This is a genomic window from Citrobacter sedlakii NBRC 105722 (assembly GCF_000759835.1).
Lineage (GTDB): Bacteria > Pseudomonadota > Gammaproteobacteria > Enterobacterales > Enterobacteriaceae > Citrobacter_A > Citrobacter_A sedlakii.
On sequence record NZ_BBNB01000002.1, the window covers coordinates 339,046 to 353,607 of the forward strand.

The 14,562-nt window shown below is 59.4% G+C and carries 11 protein-coding genes; 6 read left to right on the plus strand and 5 right to left on the minus strand.

Annotated elements, in window-relative coordinates; all coding sequences use genetic code 11:
- Positions 1-48 precede the first annotated feature (48 nt).
- The 3 genes from fepD to fepC are packed head-to-tail and all read left to right on the plus strand — an operon-like array spanning position 49 to position 2,842.
- Positions 49-1,053, plus strand: coding sequence for a Fe(3+)-siderophore ABC transporter permease (fepD, locus tag CSE01S_RS06005; RefSeq protein WP_042285624.1), 1,005 nt, complete (start codon positions 49-51; stop codon positions 1,051-1,053).
- Positions 1,050-2,042 carry an iron-enterobactin ABC transporter permease gene (gene fepG, locus CSE01S_RS06010; protein WP_042285627.1) on the plus strand — a complete coding sequence of 331 codons (993 nt, stop codon included), beginning with the start codon at positions 1,050-1,052 and terminating at the stop codon, positions 2,040-2,042. Before fepD ends, fepG begins: the two co-directional genes overlap by 4 nt.
- Positions 2,039-2,842 (plus strand): iron-enterobactin ABC transporter ATP-binding protein, encoded by an 804-nt coding sequence (gene fepC / locus CSE01S_RS06015; RefSeq protein WP_042285629.1) that lies wholly within the window; start codon positions 2,039-2,041, stop codon positions 2,840-2,842. Before fepG ends, fepC begins: the two co-directional genes overlap by 4 nt.
- Positions 2,843-2,899: 57 nt before the next feature.
- On the opposite strand, the gene entF is transcribed toward fepC, so the two are convergent.
- The 3 genes from entF to fes are packed head-to-tail and all read right to left on the minus strand — an operon-like array spanning position 2,900 to position 8,247.
- Positions 2,900-6,799 carry an enterobactin non-ribosomal peptide synthetase EntF gene (entF, locus tag CSE01S_RS06020; RefSeq protein ID WP_042285630.1) on the minus strand — a complete coding sequence of 1,300 codons (3,900 nt, stop codon included), beginning with the start codon at positions 6,797-6,799 and terminating at the stop codon, positions 2,900-2,902.
- A complete protein-coding gene (locus CSE01S_RS06025; protein WP_042285631.1) occupies positions 6,796-7,014 on the minus strand; it encodes an MbtH family protein in 219 nt (72 codons plus the stop codon). The genes entF and CSE01S_RS06025 overlap by 4 nt, the downstream gene beginning before the upstream one ends.
- A 30-nt stretch (positions 7,015-7,044) precedes the next feature.
- Entirely contained in the window at positions 7,045-8,247 is a 1,203-nt protein-coding gene (gene fes / locus CSE01S_RS06030) for an enterochelin esterase (RefSeq protein ID WP_042285634.1), read from the minus strand.
- Between the two features lie 243 nt (positions 8,248-8,490).
- On the opposite strand from fes, the gene CSE01S_RS06035 reads away from it, so the two are divergent.
- Both CSE01S_RS06035 and entD read left to right on the plus strand, forming a co-directional pair.
- Positions 8,491-10,764 (plus strand): TonB-dependent siderophore receptor, encoded by a 2,274-nt coding sequence (locus tag CSE01S_RS06035; protein WP_042285636.1) that lies wholly within the window; start codon positions 8,491-8,493, stop codon positions 10,762-10,764.
- 47 nt (positions 10,765-10,811) lie between these two features.
- The gene (gene entD / locus CSE01S_RS06040) at positions 10,812-11,435 is read left to right on the plus strand and encodes an enterobactin synthase subunit EntD (protein ID WP_042285639.1); all 624 of its coding nucleotides are present in this window, start codon (positions 10,812-10,814) and stop codon (positions 11,433-11,435) included.
- Here the strand turns inward: entD and CSE01S_RS06045 are convergent.
- Both CSE01S_RS06045 and CSE01S_RS06050 read right to left on the minus strand, forming a co-directional pair.
- Positions 11,432-12,373 carry a transketolase family protein gene (locus tag CSE01S_RS06045; RefSeq protein WP_042285642.1) on the minus strand — a complete coding sequence of 314 codons (942 nt, stop codon included), beginning with the start codon at positions 12,371-12,373 and terminating at the stop codon, positions 11,432-11,434. The genes entD and CSE01S_RS06045 overlap by 4 nt on opposite strands.
- Positions 12,366-13,196: a transketolase gene (locus CSE01S_RS06050; protein WP_042285644.1), complete on the minus strand. Its 831-nt coding sequence runs from the start codon at positions 13,194-13,196 to the stop codon at positions 12,366-12,368. Before CSE01S_RS06050 ends, CSE01S_RS06045 begins: the two co-directional genes overlap by 8 nt.
- A gap of 382 nt (positions 13,197-13,578) precedes the next feature.
- On the opposite strand from CSE01S_RS06050, the gene CSE01S_RS06055 reads away from it, so the two are divergent.
- Complete coding sequence (locus CSE01S_RS06055) at positions 13,579-14,529, plus strand: sugar-binding transcriptional regulator (RefSeq protein WP_042285648.1); 951 nt, start codon at positions 13,579-13,581, stop codon at positions 14,527-14,529.
- Positions 14,530-14,562 lie beyond the last annotated feature (33 nt).

Genomic DNA, 14,562 nt, shown 5'->3' on the forward strand with positions numbered 1-14,562 from the left:
CAAATAAGATCGATAACGATAATTACTATCATTATCAGGGAAGTGGATATGTCATGCTCTGTTTCCGTGACGCGCGCCATTGCCGTGCCCGGATTGTTGTTATTACTGATTGTCGCCACGGCATTAAGTCTCATCATCGGGGCCAAGCCCCTCCCCGCAGTCGTGGTGCTGGATGCGCTTCGCGGCAGTTGCCACAGCGCCGACTGCACGATCGTGCTTGACGCCCGTCTGCCGCGCACGCTGGCGGGTCTGCTGGCGGGGGGCGCGCTCGGCCTTGCCGGGGCGCTCATGCAAACGCTCACCCGTAACCCACTGGCCGATCCCGGCCTGCTTGGCGTCAATTCCGGCGCCAGTTTCGCCATCGTGCTGGGGGCGGCGCTGTTTGGCTTTTCCACACCGCAGGAGCAACTGGTAATGGCTTTTGCGGGCGCGCTGGTGGCGTCGCTGATCGTGGCGTTTACCGGTAGCCAGGGCGGCGGACAGCTCAGTCCGGTGCGCCTGACGCTCGCCGGCGTCGCGCTGGCGGCGGTGCTGGAAGGCCTCACCAGCGGGATCGCGCTGCTTAACCCGGACGTCTACGATCAACTGCGCTTCTGGCAGGCCGGTTCGCTGGATATCCGCAGCCTGCAAACGCTCAAGGTGGTCATTGTACCGGTACTGATCGCGGGAGCGACGGCGCTGATGCTGAGCCGGGCGCTCAACAGTCTGAGTCTTGGCAGTGATACCGCTACAGCGCTGGGCAGCAAAGTCGCGCGCACACAGCTTATCGGCCTGCTGGCCATCACCGTGCTCTGCGGCAGCGCCACGGCGATCGTCGGGCCTGTCGCCTTTATCGGCCTGATGATGCCGCACATGGCGCGCTGGCTGGTGGGCGCCGACCACCGCTGGTCATTGCCTGTCACGCTGATCGCCACCCCTGCCCTGTTGCTGTTTGCGGATATCATCGGACGGCTGATTGTCCCCGGCGAACTGCGGGTCTCGGTCGTCAGCGCCTTTATCGGCGCGCCGGTGCTGATTTTTCTGGTTCGTCGACGCCCGCGAGGTGCCGCATGAGGCATATCTCCCGTCGTCTGTTTATCAGTTGCCTGCTACTGTTGCTTGCCTGCCTGCTAGTCGGTATGTGGAGTCTGCGCAGCGGCGCCGTAACGCTCGAAACCTCGCAGATTATCGCCGCCCTGCTCGGCGATGCGCCGCGCAGTATCACGATGGTCGTCACCGAATGGCGATTGCCGCGGGTATTGATGGCGTTGCTGATCGGCGCAGCGCTCGGGGTCAGCGGGGCGATTTTTCAGTCGCTGATGCGAAACCCCTTAGGTAGCCCCGACGTGATGGGCTTTAACACCGGCGCCTGGAGCGGCGTGCTGGTGGCAATGGTGCTGTTTGGCCAGCATCTGACCGCCATCGCGCTGGCGGCAATGGCGGGCGGTATTCTTACCTCGCTGCTGGTCTGGCTGCTCGCCTGGCGCAACGGCATCGAGACCTTCCGCCTGATCATCATCGGTATCGGCGTACGCGCGATGCTGGTGGCGTTCAACACCTGGCTGCTGTTGAAAGCCTCGCTGGAGACGGCGCTGACCGCCGGACTGTGGAACGCCGGGTCGCTGAACGGTCTGACGTGGGCAAAAACCTGGCCGTCCGCGCCGCTGATTATTCTCATGCTGATCTGCGCCGCCCTACTGGTACGCCGAATGCGCCTGCTGGAAATGGGCGATGACAGCGCCTGCGCGCTGGGCGTCAGTGTCGAGCGTTCCCGCCTGATGATGATGCTGGTGGCCGTGGTATTAACCGCCGCCGCCACCGCGCTGGCCGGACCGATTTCGTTTGTTGCGCTCGTCGCGCCGCACATCGCCCGCCGACTTAGCGGTACCGCCCGCTGGGGATTAACCCAGTCCGCGCTCTGCGGGGCGCTGCTGCTGCTGGCGGCGGATCTCGGCGCACAGCAACTGTTTATGCCGTACCAGCTTCCGGTGGGCGTTGTCACCGTGAGCCTCGGCGGTATTTACCTTATCGCCTTGTTAATTCAGGAGTCCCGCAAAAAATGACCGAATCAGTAGCCCGTTTGCGTGGCGACCAGTTAACGCTGGGTTATGGAAAATTCACCGTTGCCGACAATCTTAGCGTCGCCATTCCGGACGGGCATTTCACCGCGATTATCGGGCCAAACGGCTGCGGCAAATCGACGTTGCTGCGTACCCTGAGCCGCCTGATGACGCCCGTACACGGACACGTCTGGCTGGATGGCGAGCACATCCAGCGTTATGCCAGTAAAGAGGTCGCGCGGCGCATCGGCCTGCTGGCGCAAAACGCCACCACCCCCGGTGATATTACCGTTCAGGAACTGGTGGCGCGGGGTCGCTACCCGCACCAGCCGCTGTTTACCCGCTGGCGCAAAGAGGATGAGGAAGCCGTTTCGCAGGCGATGCGCGCCACCGGTATTATCCATCTGGCCAACCAGAGCGTGGACACGCTTTCCGGCGGGCAGCGCCAGCGCGCATGGATTGCGATGGTGTTGGCGCAGGAAACGTCGATTATGCTGCTGGACGAACCCACCACCTGGCTGGATATCAGCCATCAAATCGATCTGCTGGAGTTGTTGAGCGAACTGAATCGCGAGAAAGGCTATACCCTTGCGGCGGTGTTGCACGATTTGAACCAGGCCTGCCGTTACGCTACGCATTTGATTGCCCTGCGGGACGGAAAAATTGTCGCCGAGGGCGCCCCCAGCGCGATTGTCAACGCCGGGTTGATTGAGGAAATCTACGGGTTGCGCTGCACCATCATTGACGATCCGGTCGCGGGTACGCCGCTGGTCGTGCCGCTTGGACGTTCAAACAGAGGTTAACGACGAAATGGCTTAGCCGGACAAGGTGCATATGCCCTGTCCGGCTGGCGGGTTTATTTATTCATCCGCCTCAATGCCGTTCAGCTTCCCGGCGATAACCGGACCAATCTTCTCAAACGCCGCAGGAGAAATGATCTCCACATGCGCGCAGTCCTGACCATACACCTCCAGTTCAGCGATCCACGGCGCCCAACTGCCTGTCGGACTCATCCCTGCGGGCAGCGTTTTTTCCGCCACAAACAGGGTCGCTCGCCCGTCAAACGGGACGCTGTGCGCGGTGCTCAGTAACCGCACAGCATCAGCATAGTTGCCTTCGATGGTGCTGAACAATTCACGGGAAGCCTTCCCCTGCTGGGCGGCCAGAAACGCTTCCCGCTCGCGATCGATTTCCGCCAGCACTTCCGGATCCAGCCCGTTGGCCTCTTTTTCCGACCAGTTTTGCGTTTCCGGCGGCCAGGTATCGAGCAGGCCCAGGAAAGCGACCGCTTCACCACGCGCGCGCAGGCGCGACGCAATGCCCTGCGCTAACGTGCCGCCGAGCGAATAGCCGAGTAAGTAATACGGGCCGTGCGGCTGTTGCGCCAACAGTGTCGCCAGATGGCGTTCACAGACCGCGTCCAGATCGGCACAGGTCTGCATCGGCCCCTGTGGACGGGGAGACTGAATGCCGGTAATCGACCACTGCGAACCGAGATAGCGTGACAGAACGCTAAACTGCCAGGCAAATCCCGACGCCGGATGGAAACAGAACAGCGTTGGTCCACTGCCTTTACGCAGCGGCAGCAGCGTTTCAAAACCCAGACGCTGGCTCTGTACGTCGTCTTCGGCCTCCAGTAACGCGGCCAGTTGGCCAACCGTCGACGCCACCATCACCTGCCCCGGCGTCACCTGACGCGCGAAAATACGGCTGAGCTGCGCCGCCAGCTTCATCGCCAGCAGCGAATGACCGCCGAGAGCAAAGAAGTCGGCATCAATGTCGTTAACTTCACAGCCCAGCAGTTGGCTGAACGCCCGCGCCACCTGCGTCTCAACCCCCGCCAGCGGCGCACGGCCTTTGGCGCGCGGGGCCAGTTCCGGCATCGGCAACGCTTTTCTGTCGAGCTTGCCGTTGGCGCTGAGCGGCAACTGCGCCAGTTGTAGCAGCACCACTGGCACCATGTGCGGCGGCAATGTCTCGCGCAGTTGCGCCTGTAGCGCCGCAATATCCAGCGGCAGGCCGGACTGTGAAACCAGATACCCCACCAGTTGACGGGCGTCGCCGCCGGTCGCCGCCGCCTGATTAAAGACGCAGGCATGAACCACCGCCTGCTCAACATCAGGCAGCGCCTGCATCACGCGGTCGATCTCACCCAGTTCAATGCGCTGTCCACGGATCTTGAGCTGATCGTCACTGCGCCCAAGGTACTCCACCGCGCCGTTATCCAGCCAGCGCGCAACGTCGCCAGTACGATACATGCGCTCGCCGGGGGCAAACGGATCGGCGATAAACCGGCTCGCGGTGAGATCCGGTCGCCCAAGATATCCCTGTGCCAGTTGAATACCGGTCAGGTAGAGATCGCCCGCCACGCCAGGCGGAACCGGATGCATCATCGCATCCAGAATGCGCAGCCCTGTGTTCCAGACCGGGAAGCCAATCGGTACGCTACTGCTGGTGACCGCTGCCAGTTCGTCACCCCAGGCGGGATACCAGCTGACATCTACCGCCGCTTCCGTCGGCCCGTACAGGTTATGCAGCGGCGCATGGGTCAGTTGCTCCCACTCCCGGCACAGCTCGGCGGGCAGCGCTTCGCCGCTACAGAAGACGTGTTGCAACGTGGCGCAGCTTTCGCGGGCGCTTTCCGGCGTTAGCGACGCCACAAACGCCGCCAGCATCGACGGCACAAAGTGGGTAGTCGTCACCCCATAATGGGCAAAGAAGCGCTGCATGGCGAGCGGATCGCGGTGTGCCTCCGGCTCGGCCATCACCAGCTTCGCGCCGGCGATAAACGGCCAGAAGAATTCCCAGACCGAGACGTCAAAACTGCACGGCGTTTTTTGCGCCACCACGTCGCTCGCCGTCAGCCCATAATGGTTTTGCATCCACAGCAGACGATTGACGATGGCGGTTTGCCCCACCATCACGCCTTTCGGCCTGCCCGTCGACCCGGAGGTGAAAATGATATAGGCGGTATGGTGCGGCTGAGATAAACCGAGCGGCTGGCCGTCCCCGCCTGCCAGCGGTTCGCTGTAGCAAAGGCTTTCCAGCCCCGGCAGGTCGTTAAAGCGAGCACGCTGTTCTTCACTGGTGATTAGCAGTTTAGGTCGGGCATCTTCGAGCATCATCCGCAGACGATCGTCCGGATAGCCGGTATCCAGCGGCAGCCAGGCCGCACCGGCTTCGACAATGCCATGCAGAGCGAGAGTCAGGAAAACAGAGCGCGGTAACGCCACCGCGACGCTGTCACCCGGTTTCACGCCGCGCTCGCGCAGCAGCGTCGCCAGCGCCACCACTTGCTCGCGCATTTCACGGTAGCTGAACTGATAACGCGCATCCGCCAGCGCCGGGGCATTCGGCGTTCTTTTCGCCTGCTCCGCCACCAGCGCGCTGAGGGTCGTCCGAGGGATCGCGACCTCCGTGGCGTTGACGCTCTCCAGATGCCGCCACTCTGACGGCAGCAGCATGTCGGCATCGCCGCAGCGTAGCGCAGGATTTTCTGCAAACTGTTCAATCATCGCCGTCAGACGCGCGGCGTGCTTCGTCAGGGTCGCTTCATCATAACGCTGGCTGTTAGCCAGCAGCTCGATGCTCAGGCCGCCGTCATCATCGGGGAACAACGCCAGTTCAAGATCGTTGACCGGACCGGTCGCCAGCGTATGGGTCTGTGCCTGAATGCCCGGAATATCCAGTTGATAATCAAAAACTTTAACATTGAGTACCGGACCAAACAGCGGCTCTTCTCCGGCGGCGCGCCCGCTGTCGCGAACGATCTGCTCTGCGTCGTAGCGCTGATGACGGCGCATTTTTTTCAATTGCGCCGAGAGTCGTTTCGCCAGATCCGCCAGACTTTCTGCGGCATCAATGCGTACCCCAAGCGGTAACACGTTAAGCACCGGTCCGGTCGCCGTCAGGGCTGCCGAACCCATCCGACGCATAAAGATAAAGCCCGCGGCGTACTCCATCCGGCTGCACAGCCTGCCGAGCCACAGCGCCACCAGCGCCAGCGCCAGATCGGTGCGCTGCACGTCAGGGAACTGCGCCGACAGCTGGCGAAACGCCCCTTCCGGCGCGTTCAGCTTCATGCGGACGATCTCTGCCGTTGTCGCGCGTCCCGGCAACGGCGCGGAAGACAGCGACGCGGGCGGCGGCAATTCCCGGCGCTGCTGAGTCCAGAACGCGCCGTCGCGCTGCCAGGCGTCGCTCTGGCGATACTGCTGATATTCCTCTACAACCTCAGCAAACGGCGTAAACGGCGAGGCGGGCGTGGGTTCATCACGCTGCCACGCGCGGTATATCGCCGCGATCTGACGGGTAATGGCCGGGAAACTAAAGCCATCGACCAGCAAATGATGATAGCGCTGATACCAGTACCAGCGGTTATCCGCTACCCGAATTAACTGATGAAACGCCAGCGGTTTACCGCTGTCCACGCGCAGATTTTGTTGCAGATCCGCCTGCATCAGCGCCAGCGCAGCGTCATGAGGATGGACGGCATCACGCAGATCGGTTATCTGCGGCCCGGCAAAGCGCAGAGAATCATCCACCCACTGCCAGACGTCGCCGTTATCTTCCGTAAAGCGCATCCGCAGCGTGTCGGCCTGTTCCATTCCGGCAACCACCGCGCGCGCCAGCAACGGCGCGTCCAGATGGCCAGTAAGCTCCACATAGTGGGCGACGCTCCAGGCCGACGGCAGCGTTGACAGTTTTTCTGCCATCCAGATGCCGGGCTGAGCGGCGACCAGCGGTAAACGTTGGCTCATAGCGCCTCCTGCGAAACGGCATAATGGTGAGGAAGCAAAGTACGCCAGTGTGTTTCCAGCCACTGCTGACACGCCGCCTGGGACTGAGGCCCGGCTACCACCTGCCAGCCAGCGGGCAGCGCGCACTGCTGCGGCCAGAGGCTAAACTGATGCTGACCATTTTGCAGAATGTAAAACAGTCCCTGCGGGTTATCGAAGGGATTCGTGAATTCCATACTCAACTCCTGTCGTGGAAAATCGCCTGCTTAACGCAGCGGCTGCCAGAGGTCGATAAGCCCCTGCATCAGCCCGCCGCGCCAGCAAAGCGCATCATGTCCGCCGTCAACCTGACGCCAGAAAACCGACTGCTGTGTTGTCTTTAGTTGTGCATAAAGCGCCTGGTTCGCCCGGAAAATCACCGGCTCCCGGACCCCGGCCTCCAGCACAATGCGCAAACCGTTGGCCTGAAGAAGCCCGGCTTTGAGTTGTTCTGTGATAAACCCGTCCTGATGGCCGCCGCGATGGGGCCACCAGTACGAACCGGACTGACTGAGGACGCAGCCGAAGCGCCCGGGCCAGTTCAGTCCGGCGTAGAGCGATGACAAGCCGCCGAAGCTCTGTCCGGCCACCAGCGTGCGATCGGCGCGGTCGCTGAACGGCGCAACGGCGTAAACCTGCGGCAATAATTCTTCCTGCACGGCCAGCCAGAAGTCGGGATTACAGGGAAGCTCGCAGCTGCGGTGAGCGGTATCGATCGCATCAATCAGCACGTACACCGCCTGCGGAAGCAGCCCTTGCTGCGTGAGTGACGTTAGCGCAGGCCAGACCGGCAGACTTTGCGCCCAGAACTGGCCGTCGAGCAACACAGCCAACGGACGCGTTTGCGGCCGATCGTCGCCGGTAGTAAAAACCCACACCCGTCGCGTATTGCCGAGGCGTTTGCTGCGCCATTGCACCACAGCTGGCAGAGAACGGGGCGGCTGCGGGCGATCCCAGCCGGGCTGCGCTGGCGCCTGGGGCATTTCCAGCGCCGACACGCCATGTCCTCGCCCGCCCTGCCAACTTACCGGGTTGAGCGGGTCGGCAATCGCCTGCGGCAACAACTGCCGCCAGCCTTCGCGCAACATGGTCCGATCGGGCGTTTCACCGGCCGCCAGACCGGCAAACACATCGTCACGCGCGGTAGGAATAAAGCAGTAACTGCCGCGCCAGTGAGCGCCAAGAACTGTTCGCCATTGCCAGACATCCGTTCCGGCAATGCGCTGCATCGACTGAGGCAACTGGTTCTGATGATGGTCGGTCACGCCGGTGATATAGACCCACACGCGCTGAATGGGGGAGTAGGTTTCGTCGCCCTGCGGATCGCGCCACCAGAAGGTGACCTGGTAATTGCCGTTGGCATCGCGTGTCCATTCAGGACCGTTTTTTGACTGCCACCAGGCCTCGCTCCCAACCGTTAACGCCGTCACCGTCTTAACCCCATGTTTATTGTGAAATTTTTCATTGATTGATGAAATATATTGATAATATTATTGATAACTATTTGCATTTGCAATAGCGTATTGTCGCGCTGTGGGAAGCGCGAACACGTTTTAACCAACCGCACTGCGTGCTTTTCTGGAATGGAGGGTTTTCGCAGACGCGGGCGATATCGGGCCAGATGCGTCTTTCCGGCAACTGGTACACGTGGCTAAAGAAAAGCAGGATAAACAATGAACAAGAAGATTCATTCACTGGCCTTATTGGTCAATTTAGGGATTTACGGGGTCGCGCTGCCCGCCATGGCAGAAGAGACAACCGACAGCACAACCGCCTCTCATGAAGACACCATCGTCGTGACCGCCGCCCAGCAAAACCTGCAGGCCCCCGGCGTGTCGACCATTACCGCCGATGAAATTCGCAAAAACCCGCCCGCTCGCGACGTCGCCGAAATTATCCGTACGATGCCGGGCGTTAACCTGACCGGTAACTCGACCAGCGGTCAGCGCGGCAACAACCGCCAGATCGACATTCGCGGTATGGGGCCGGAAAACACCCTGATTCTGATCGACGGTAAGCCCGTCACCAGCCGTAACTCAGTGCGACTTGGCTGGCGCGGCGAACGTGACACCCGTGGCGATACGGCCTGGGTACCGCCGGAAATGATTGAACGCATTGAAGTGCTGCGCGGTCCTGCCGCAGCGCGCTACGGCAATGGCGCCGCCGGGGGCGTGGTGAATATTATCACCAAGAAAAGCAGCAGCGAGTGGCACGGCTCGTGGAACACCTATTTCAACGCGCCGGAGCACAAAGACGAAGGCGCGACCAAGCGCACCAACTTCAGCCTGAACGGCCCGCTCGGCGGGGATTTCAGCTTCCGTCTGTACGGTAACCTCGATAAGACCCAGGCTGACGCGCGCAACATTAACCAGGGCCATCAATCAGAGCGTACCGGCACCTATGCAGACACCCTGCCCGCCGGGCGCGAAGGGGTCATCAACAAAGATATTAACGGCGTGGTGCGCTGGGACTTCGCGCCGATGCAGTCCCTCGAACTGGAAGCGGGCTACAGTCGTCAGGGCAACCTGTACGCCGGGGATACGCAAAATACCAACACGAACCAGTTGGTGAAAGATAATTACGGCAAAGAGACTAACCGTCTGTACCGTCAAAACTACTCGCTGACCTGGAACGGCGGCTGGGACAACGGCGTCACCACCAGCAACTGGGTGCAGTATGAACATACCCGTAACTCCCGGACACCGGAAGGTCTGGCGGGCGGTACCGAAGGGATCTTCGATCCGAAGGCCGCACAGAAATATGTTGATGCCGACCTGAACGACGTGACCCTGCACAGTGAAGTCAGTATTCCACTGGATCTGTTGGTAAACCAGAACCTGACGCTGGGCACCGAGTGGACCCAACAGCGCATGAAGGACATGCTTTCCAACTCGCAAACCTTTATGGGCGGCGATATTCCGGGCTATAGCAGTACCGATCGCAGCCCGTATTCAAAAGCGGAAATCTTCTCGCTGTTCGCTGAGAACAACATGGAGTTGTCCGACACCACCATGCTGACGCCGGGGCTGCGTTTCGATCATCACAGCATCGTCGGCAACAACTGGAGTCCGTCCCTGAACCTGTCACAGGGCCTCGGCGACGATTTTACCCTGAAAATGGGGATCGCCCGCGCCTATAAAGCACCGAGCCTGTACCAGACCAACCCGAACTACATTCTGTACAGCAAAGGCCAGGGCTGTTACGCCACGGGCGCGGCGTCCGGCATCGGCTGTTACATGATGGGTAACGATGACCTGAAAGCTGAAACCAGCATTAACAAAGAGATCGGCCTTGAGTTCAAACGCGACGGCTGGCTGGCGGGCATTACCTGGTTCCGCAATGATTACCGCAATAAGATTGAGGCGGGTACCGCGCCGATGAACCGCACGTCCATCACCAGCAAAGGGAAAACCACTTACACCGATATTTACCAGTGGGAGAACGTACCCAAAGCCGTGGTTGAAGGTCTGGAAGGAACGTTAAACGTGCCGGTCAGTGAAACGGTGAACTGGACTAACAACATCACGTACATGCTGCAGAGTAAGAACAAAGAGACCGGCGAGCGCCTGTCGATTATTCCAGAGTACACGCTGAACTCAACGCTGAGCTGGCAGGTGCATCAGGACGTCTCGCTGCAGTCCACCTTCACCTGGTACGGCAAACAAGAGCCGAAGAAATACGACTACCAGGGTAAACCGGTGACGGGTTCAGACAAACAGTCCGTCAGCCCGTACAGCATCGTTGGCCTGAGCGCCACCTGGGACGTGACCAAGAACGTCAGCCTGACCGGCGGTGTGGATAACGTCTTCGACAAGCGTTTGTGGCGTGAGGGGAATGCCCAGACTACCGGCAGCACGACTGACGTCTCGTATATGCGTGGCGCAGGCGCGTACACGTATAACGAACCGGGTCGTACGTGGTATATGAGCGTAAACACCCACTTCTGATATCAGCACACCCTTCCGCGCGGGCGGAAGGGTGTTATTATCACCCCATGCAAATCACCCATTCTCGTCTCCCCTTCGCCGACCTTACGCTGCACGTCGTCACTTTCGATCCCGCCAGCTTTCAGGAAAGCGACCTGCTGTGGCTCCCTCACTACACGCGTCTGATGAACGCCGGACGCAAGCGTAAAAGCGAGCATCTGGCAGGCCGGATTGCCGCCGTACATGCGTTAAGGGAGTATGGCGTCAAAAGCGTACCGGGCATCGGCGATCGGCGTCAGCCGCTATGGCCGGAAGGGCTGTTCGGCAGCATCAGCCACTGCGGCAATACCGCGCTGGCGGTAGTCGCCAGAGAGCCGGTGGGGGTTGATACAGAAGCCTTGCTTTCGCCGCAGACGGCGGAAGAACTGGTAAGAAGTCTCGTTTCGGAGACTGAGCAGGAACGTCTGAAAGCGTGTCGCCTGCCCTTTGAACAGGCGCTGACGCTGGCCTTTTCCGCCAAAGAGAGCGCCTTTAAAGCCACGCCAGCGTCAGAGCAGCATCACGCCGGGTTTCACCACTATGAGATTGTCGACGTGCAGGCAAACCTGCTGCGTCTGCGCCACCGCGCGCTGCGTTGGCGCGTGCAGTGGCATCTCACCCAACAGCATCTGATCACGCTGGCCCGCGGTTAACCGTTGAGCAACTCGCGCGCCTGATTCGCCACAGACTGCGCGTCAAAGCCGTGGTGTTGTCGCATCCAGCGCCGATCCGCCGCCGCAGCGTATTCACCGTCCGGAATACCCAACCGCTTCAGTACCGCGCCGCTGCCCGCTTCTGCCAGCGCCTCCGCCACCAGACTGCCCAGCCCGCCGTTAACGTTATGTTCTTCAACGGTTATTACCGCCTTGCACCCTTTCAGCGCAGCCAACAGGGCCTGTGTATCACAAGGGCGGATTGACGGCACGCCAATTACCGTCGCATGGATACCGGCGTCGGCTAACAGCGAGGCGGCATCCACCACTTCATGCACCGTCGACCCTGTCGCCACCAGCGCCAGATCGTCACCTTCGCGTAACGTCACAACCGCGCCAGGCGCAAAGCGATAGTCCTCACCATACAGCTCCGGCAGCGCTTTGCCGTCCATACGGATATATACAGGACCGACATAACCGAGGGCGTAGTCGATGATCTGACGGCATTCGCGCGGAGACGAAGGGGCGAATATCTGGATATTGCCAAACCCCCGCATAACAGCGAGATCGTCGATCGAATGGTGGGTACTGGCCAACGGCCCATAGCTGGCCCCGGCGTTCAGGCCAAACAGCTTCACGTTCGTGTTGTTGTAACAAACATCGACTTTGATTTGCTCGTTAGCCCGGGAAATCAGGAACGGTGCGGCGTTACACGTGACGGCGACTTTCCCGCCCAGCGCCAGCCCTGCCGCCGTACCGACCATGCTTTGCTCGGCGATCCCCACGTTAACCAGCCTGCCGGGAAACTGTTTGATAAACGGGGCAATCTTCGCCGTCGAGGTGGAGTCCGCCACCACCGGCACCAGGTCGACGCCCTTTTCCACGGCATCAATAAACGCCTGAACCATCACGTTCGCGAGGTGTTCTGCATTACTCATCTTTCAGTTCCTCCAGTGCCAGTGCGATTTCTTCGCCTTTCGGTACGCGGTGGTGCCATTCCGGACGTCCCTGAATAAAGGAGATCCCTGCGCCTTTGGTGGTGTTGGCGATAATGACATTGGGTTTACCCGCCTGTTTCAGCCCTTCCAGCGCGGCAACCACCGACGCCATCTCATTGCCTTCACACTCCGTTACCGCCATACCAAACGCCCGCCATTTATCGGCCAGCGGGTCCGTATTCAGGATTTCGCGGGTCGGCCCGGCAAGCTGAAGATTGTTTTTATCGTTAATGATGATCAGGTTATCCAGCCCGTAATGCGCTGCCGCCAGCGCGGCTTCCCAGTTACTGCCTTCTGCCAGCTCGCCGTCGCCGGTAATCAAAAAAATGCGGCGGGCGCTGTTGCTTTTTTTGGCTGCCAGCGCCAGTCCCACCGCAACAGGCAAACCGTGGCCCAGCGCGCCCGTGTTCAACTCAATGCCGGGGGTTTTCTGGCGAACCGGGTGTCCGGGAAGATGGGAGTTGGCATGCTGGTAGGTTTCCAGCCAGTCGACGGGGAAAAATCCCGCTTCTGCCAGCACGCAGTAATAGCACCCCACCGCGTGCCCTTTAGACTGGATGTAGATGTCGCGCTGGTCATCGTCCAGGCGATCCGGCGCAACGTTGAGAATACGGAAGTAGAGCGCGGTCAGCAGTTCAACCTGAGACAAGTCGGCACCAGTATGGCCGCCTGCGGGACTGTTGGCGTTGAGTCTGACAATGTGGCGGCGCACGGCTCGCGCCTTGCGCTCAAGCGTCTGGATATCGTAATTGTAGGGATTCATTTAATACCTCTGAATTTATTTTCAACATGGAATATTTATTCCACCAGGAACTAAAAAAACCAGACATCCCCAGGCGTTGCATGACATGGCTTGTGCCGCTGCAGGATACTCAGGAACATTCTGTCTCCTTACCGCAACTGGATTAACGAATGACATATTCAATTGACTTAATGCGTCACTGAATATATATTCATACTTGATTCTTTATTCAATTATGCGACCTTTTTCTCAGCTTTGTCCAATGCTGTTTTTGAGGATTGGTTAAACTTAGAGCTTTGTCACACTTACCAGCTTTGTCTTTTCGCGTATGATAATACCCTCTAAGATAATGGCGGTACGGAACGTATGTGTCTGGCTATGATGAATTTTTTTGGGGAATACTATGGCAAAGCAGGATGAACAACGGCTATTGGTTAAAATCGCAACCCTTTACTATCTCGAGGGTCGCAAACAGTCCGATATTGCTCAGCTTCTCTCGCTTTCTCAGTCGTTTATCTCCCGCGCAATCACCCGCTGTCAAAAAGAGGGCGTGGTGAAAATCAGCGTCGTTCAACCGTCCAATATTTTTCTTAATCTTGAGAAAGGCATCGAAGAACGCTACGGGTTGAAACAAGCCATCGTGGTGGATACGGAAGAAGATGCCAGCGATCACGCCCTTAAACGCGCCATAGGCTCCGCCGCGGCCCACTATCTTGAAACCCGTCTGCGGCCTAAAGATCTGGTTGGCGTCTCGTCGTGGAGTTCAACCATCCGCGCAATGGTCGACGAAGTCCATACACAAAATCTGAAGGCGGGCGGCGTCATTCAACTTCTCGGCGGCGTCGGACCAAACGGCAACGTGCAGGCTACCATCCTCACCCAAACGCTGGCGCAGCACCTGAACTGCGATGCCTGGCTTCTGCCCTCGCAAAGTATCGAAGGTTCAGTGGAAGAGAAAAACCGGCTTATCGCCAGCAAAGACGTCGCCGATGTGATCTCACGCTTCGATAACGTTGATATCGCCATTGTCGGCATCGGCATTCTCGAACCGTCGCAGCTCCTCAAAACCTCCGGGAACTATTATCACGAAGATATGCTCCAGGTGCTGGCCGATCGCGGTGCCGTTGGGGATATCTGCCTGCACTACTATGACAAAAACGGTCAACCTGTTTTACAGGACGACGAAGATCCGGTGATCGGCATGGCGCTCGACAAAGTGAAAAAATGCCCAAACGTCGTGGCGCTGGCTGGCGGTACCGACAAAGTCGCGGCCATTAAGGGGGCGCTGAACGGCGGCTATATTGACGTTTTGATCACCGACTATCCCACCGCTCGCCAGTTGGTCACCGCCTGAATTCCGCCTCACTGTACTGCCTTTGCGTTGCGT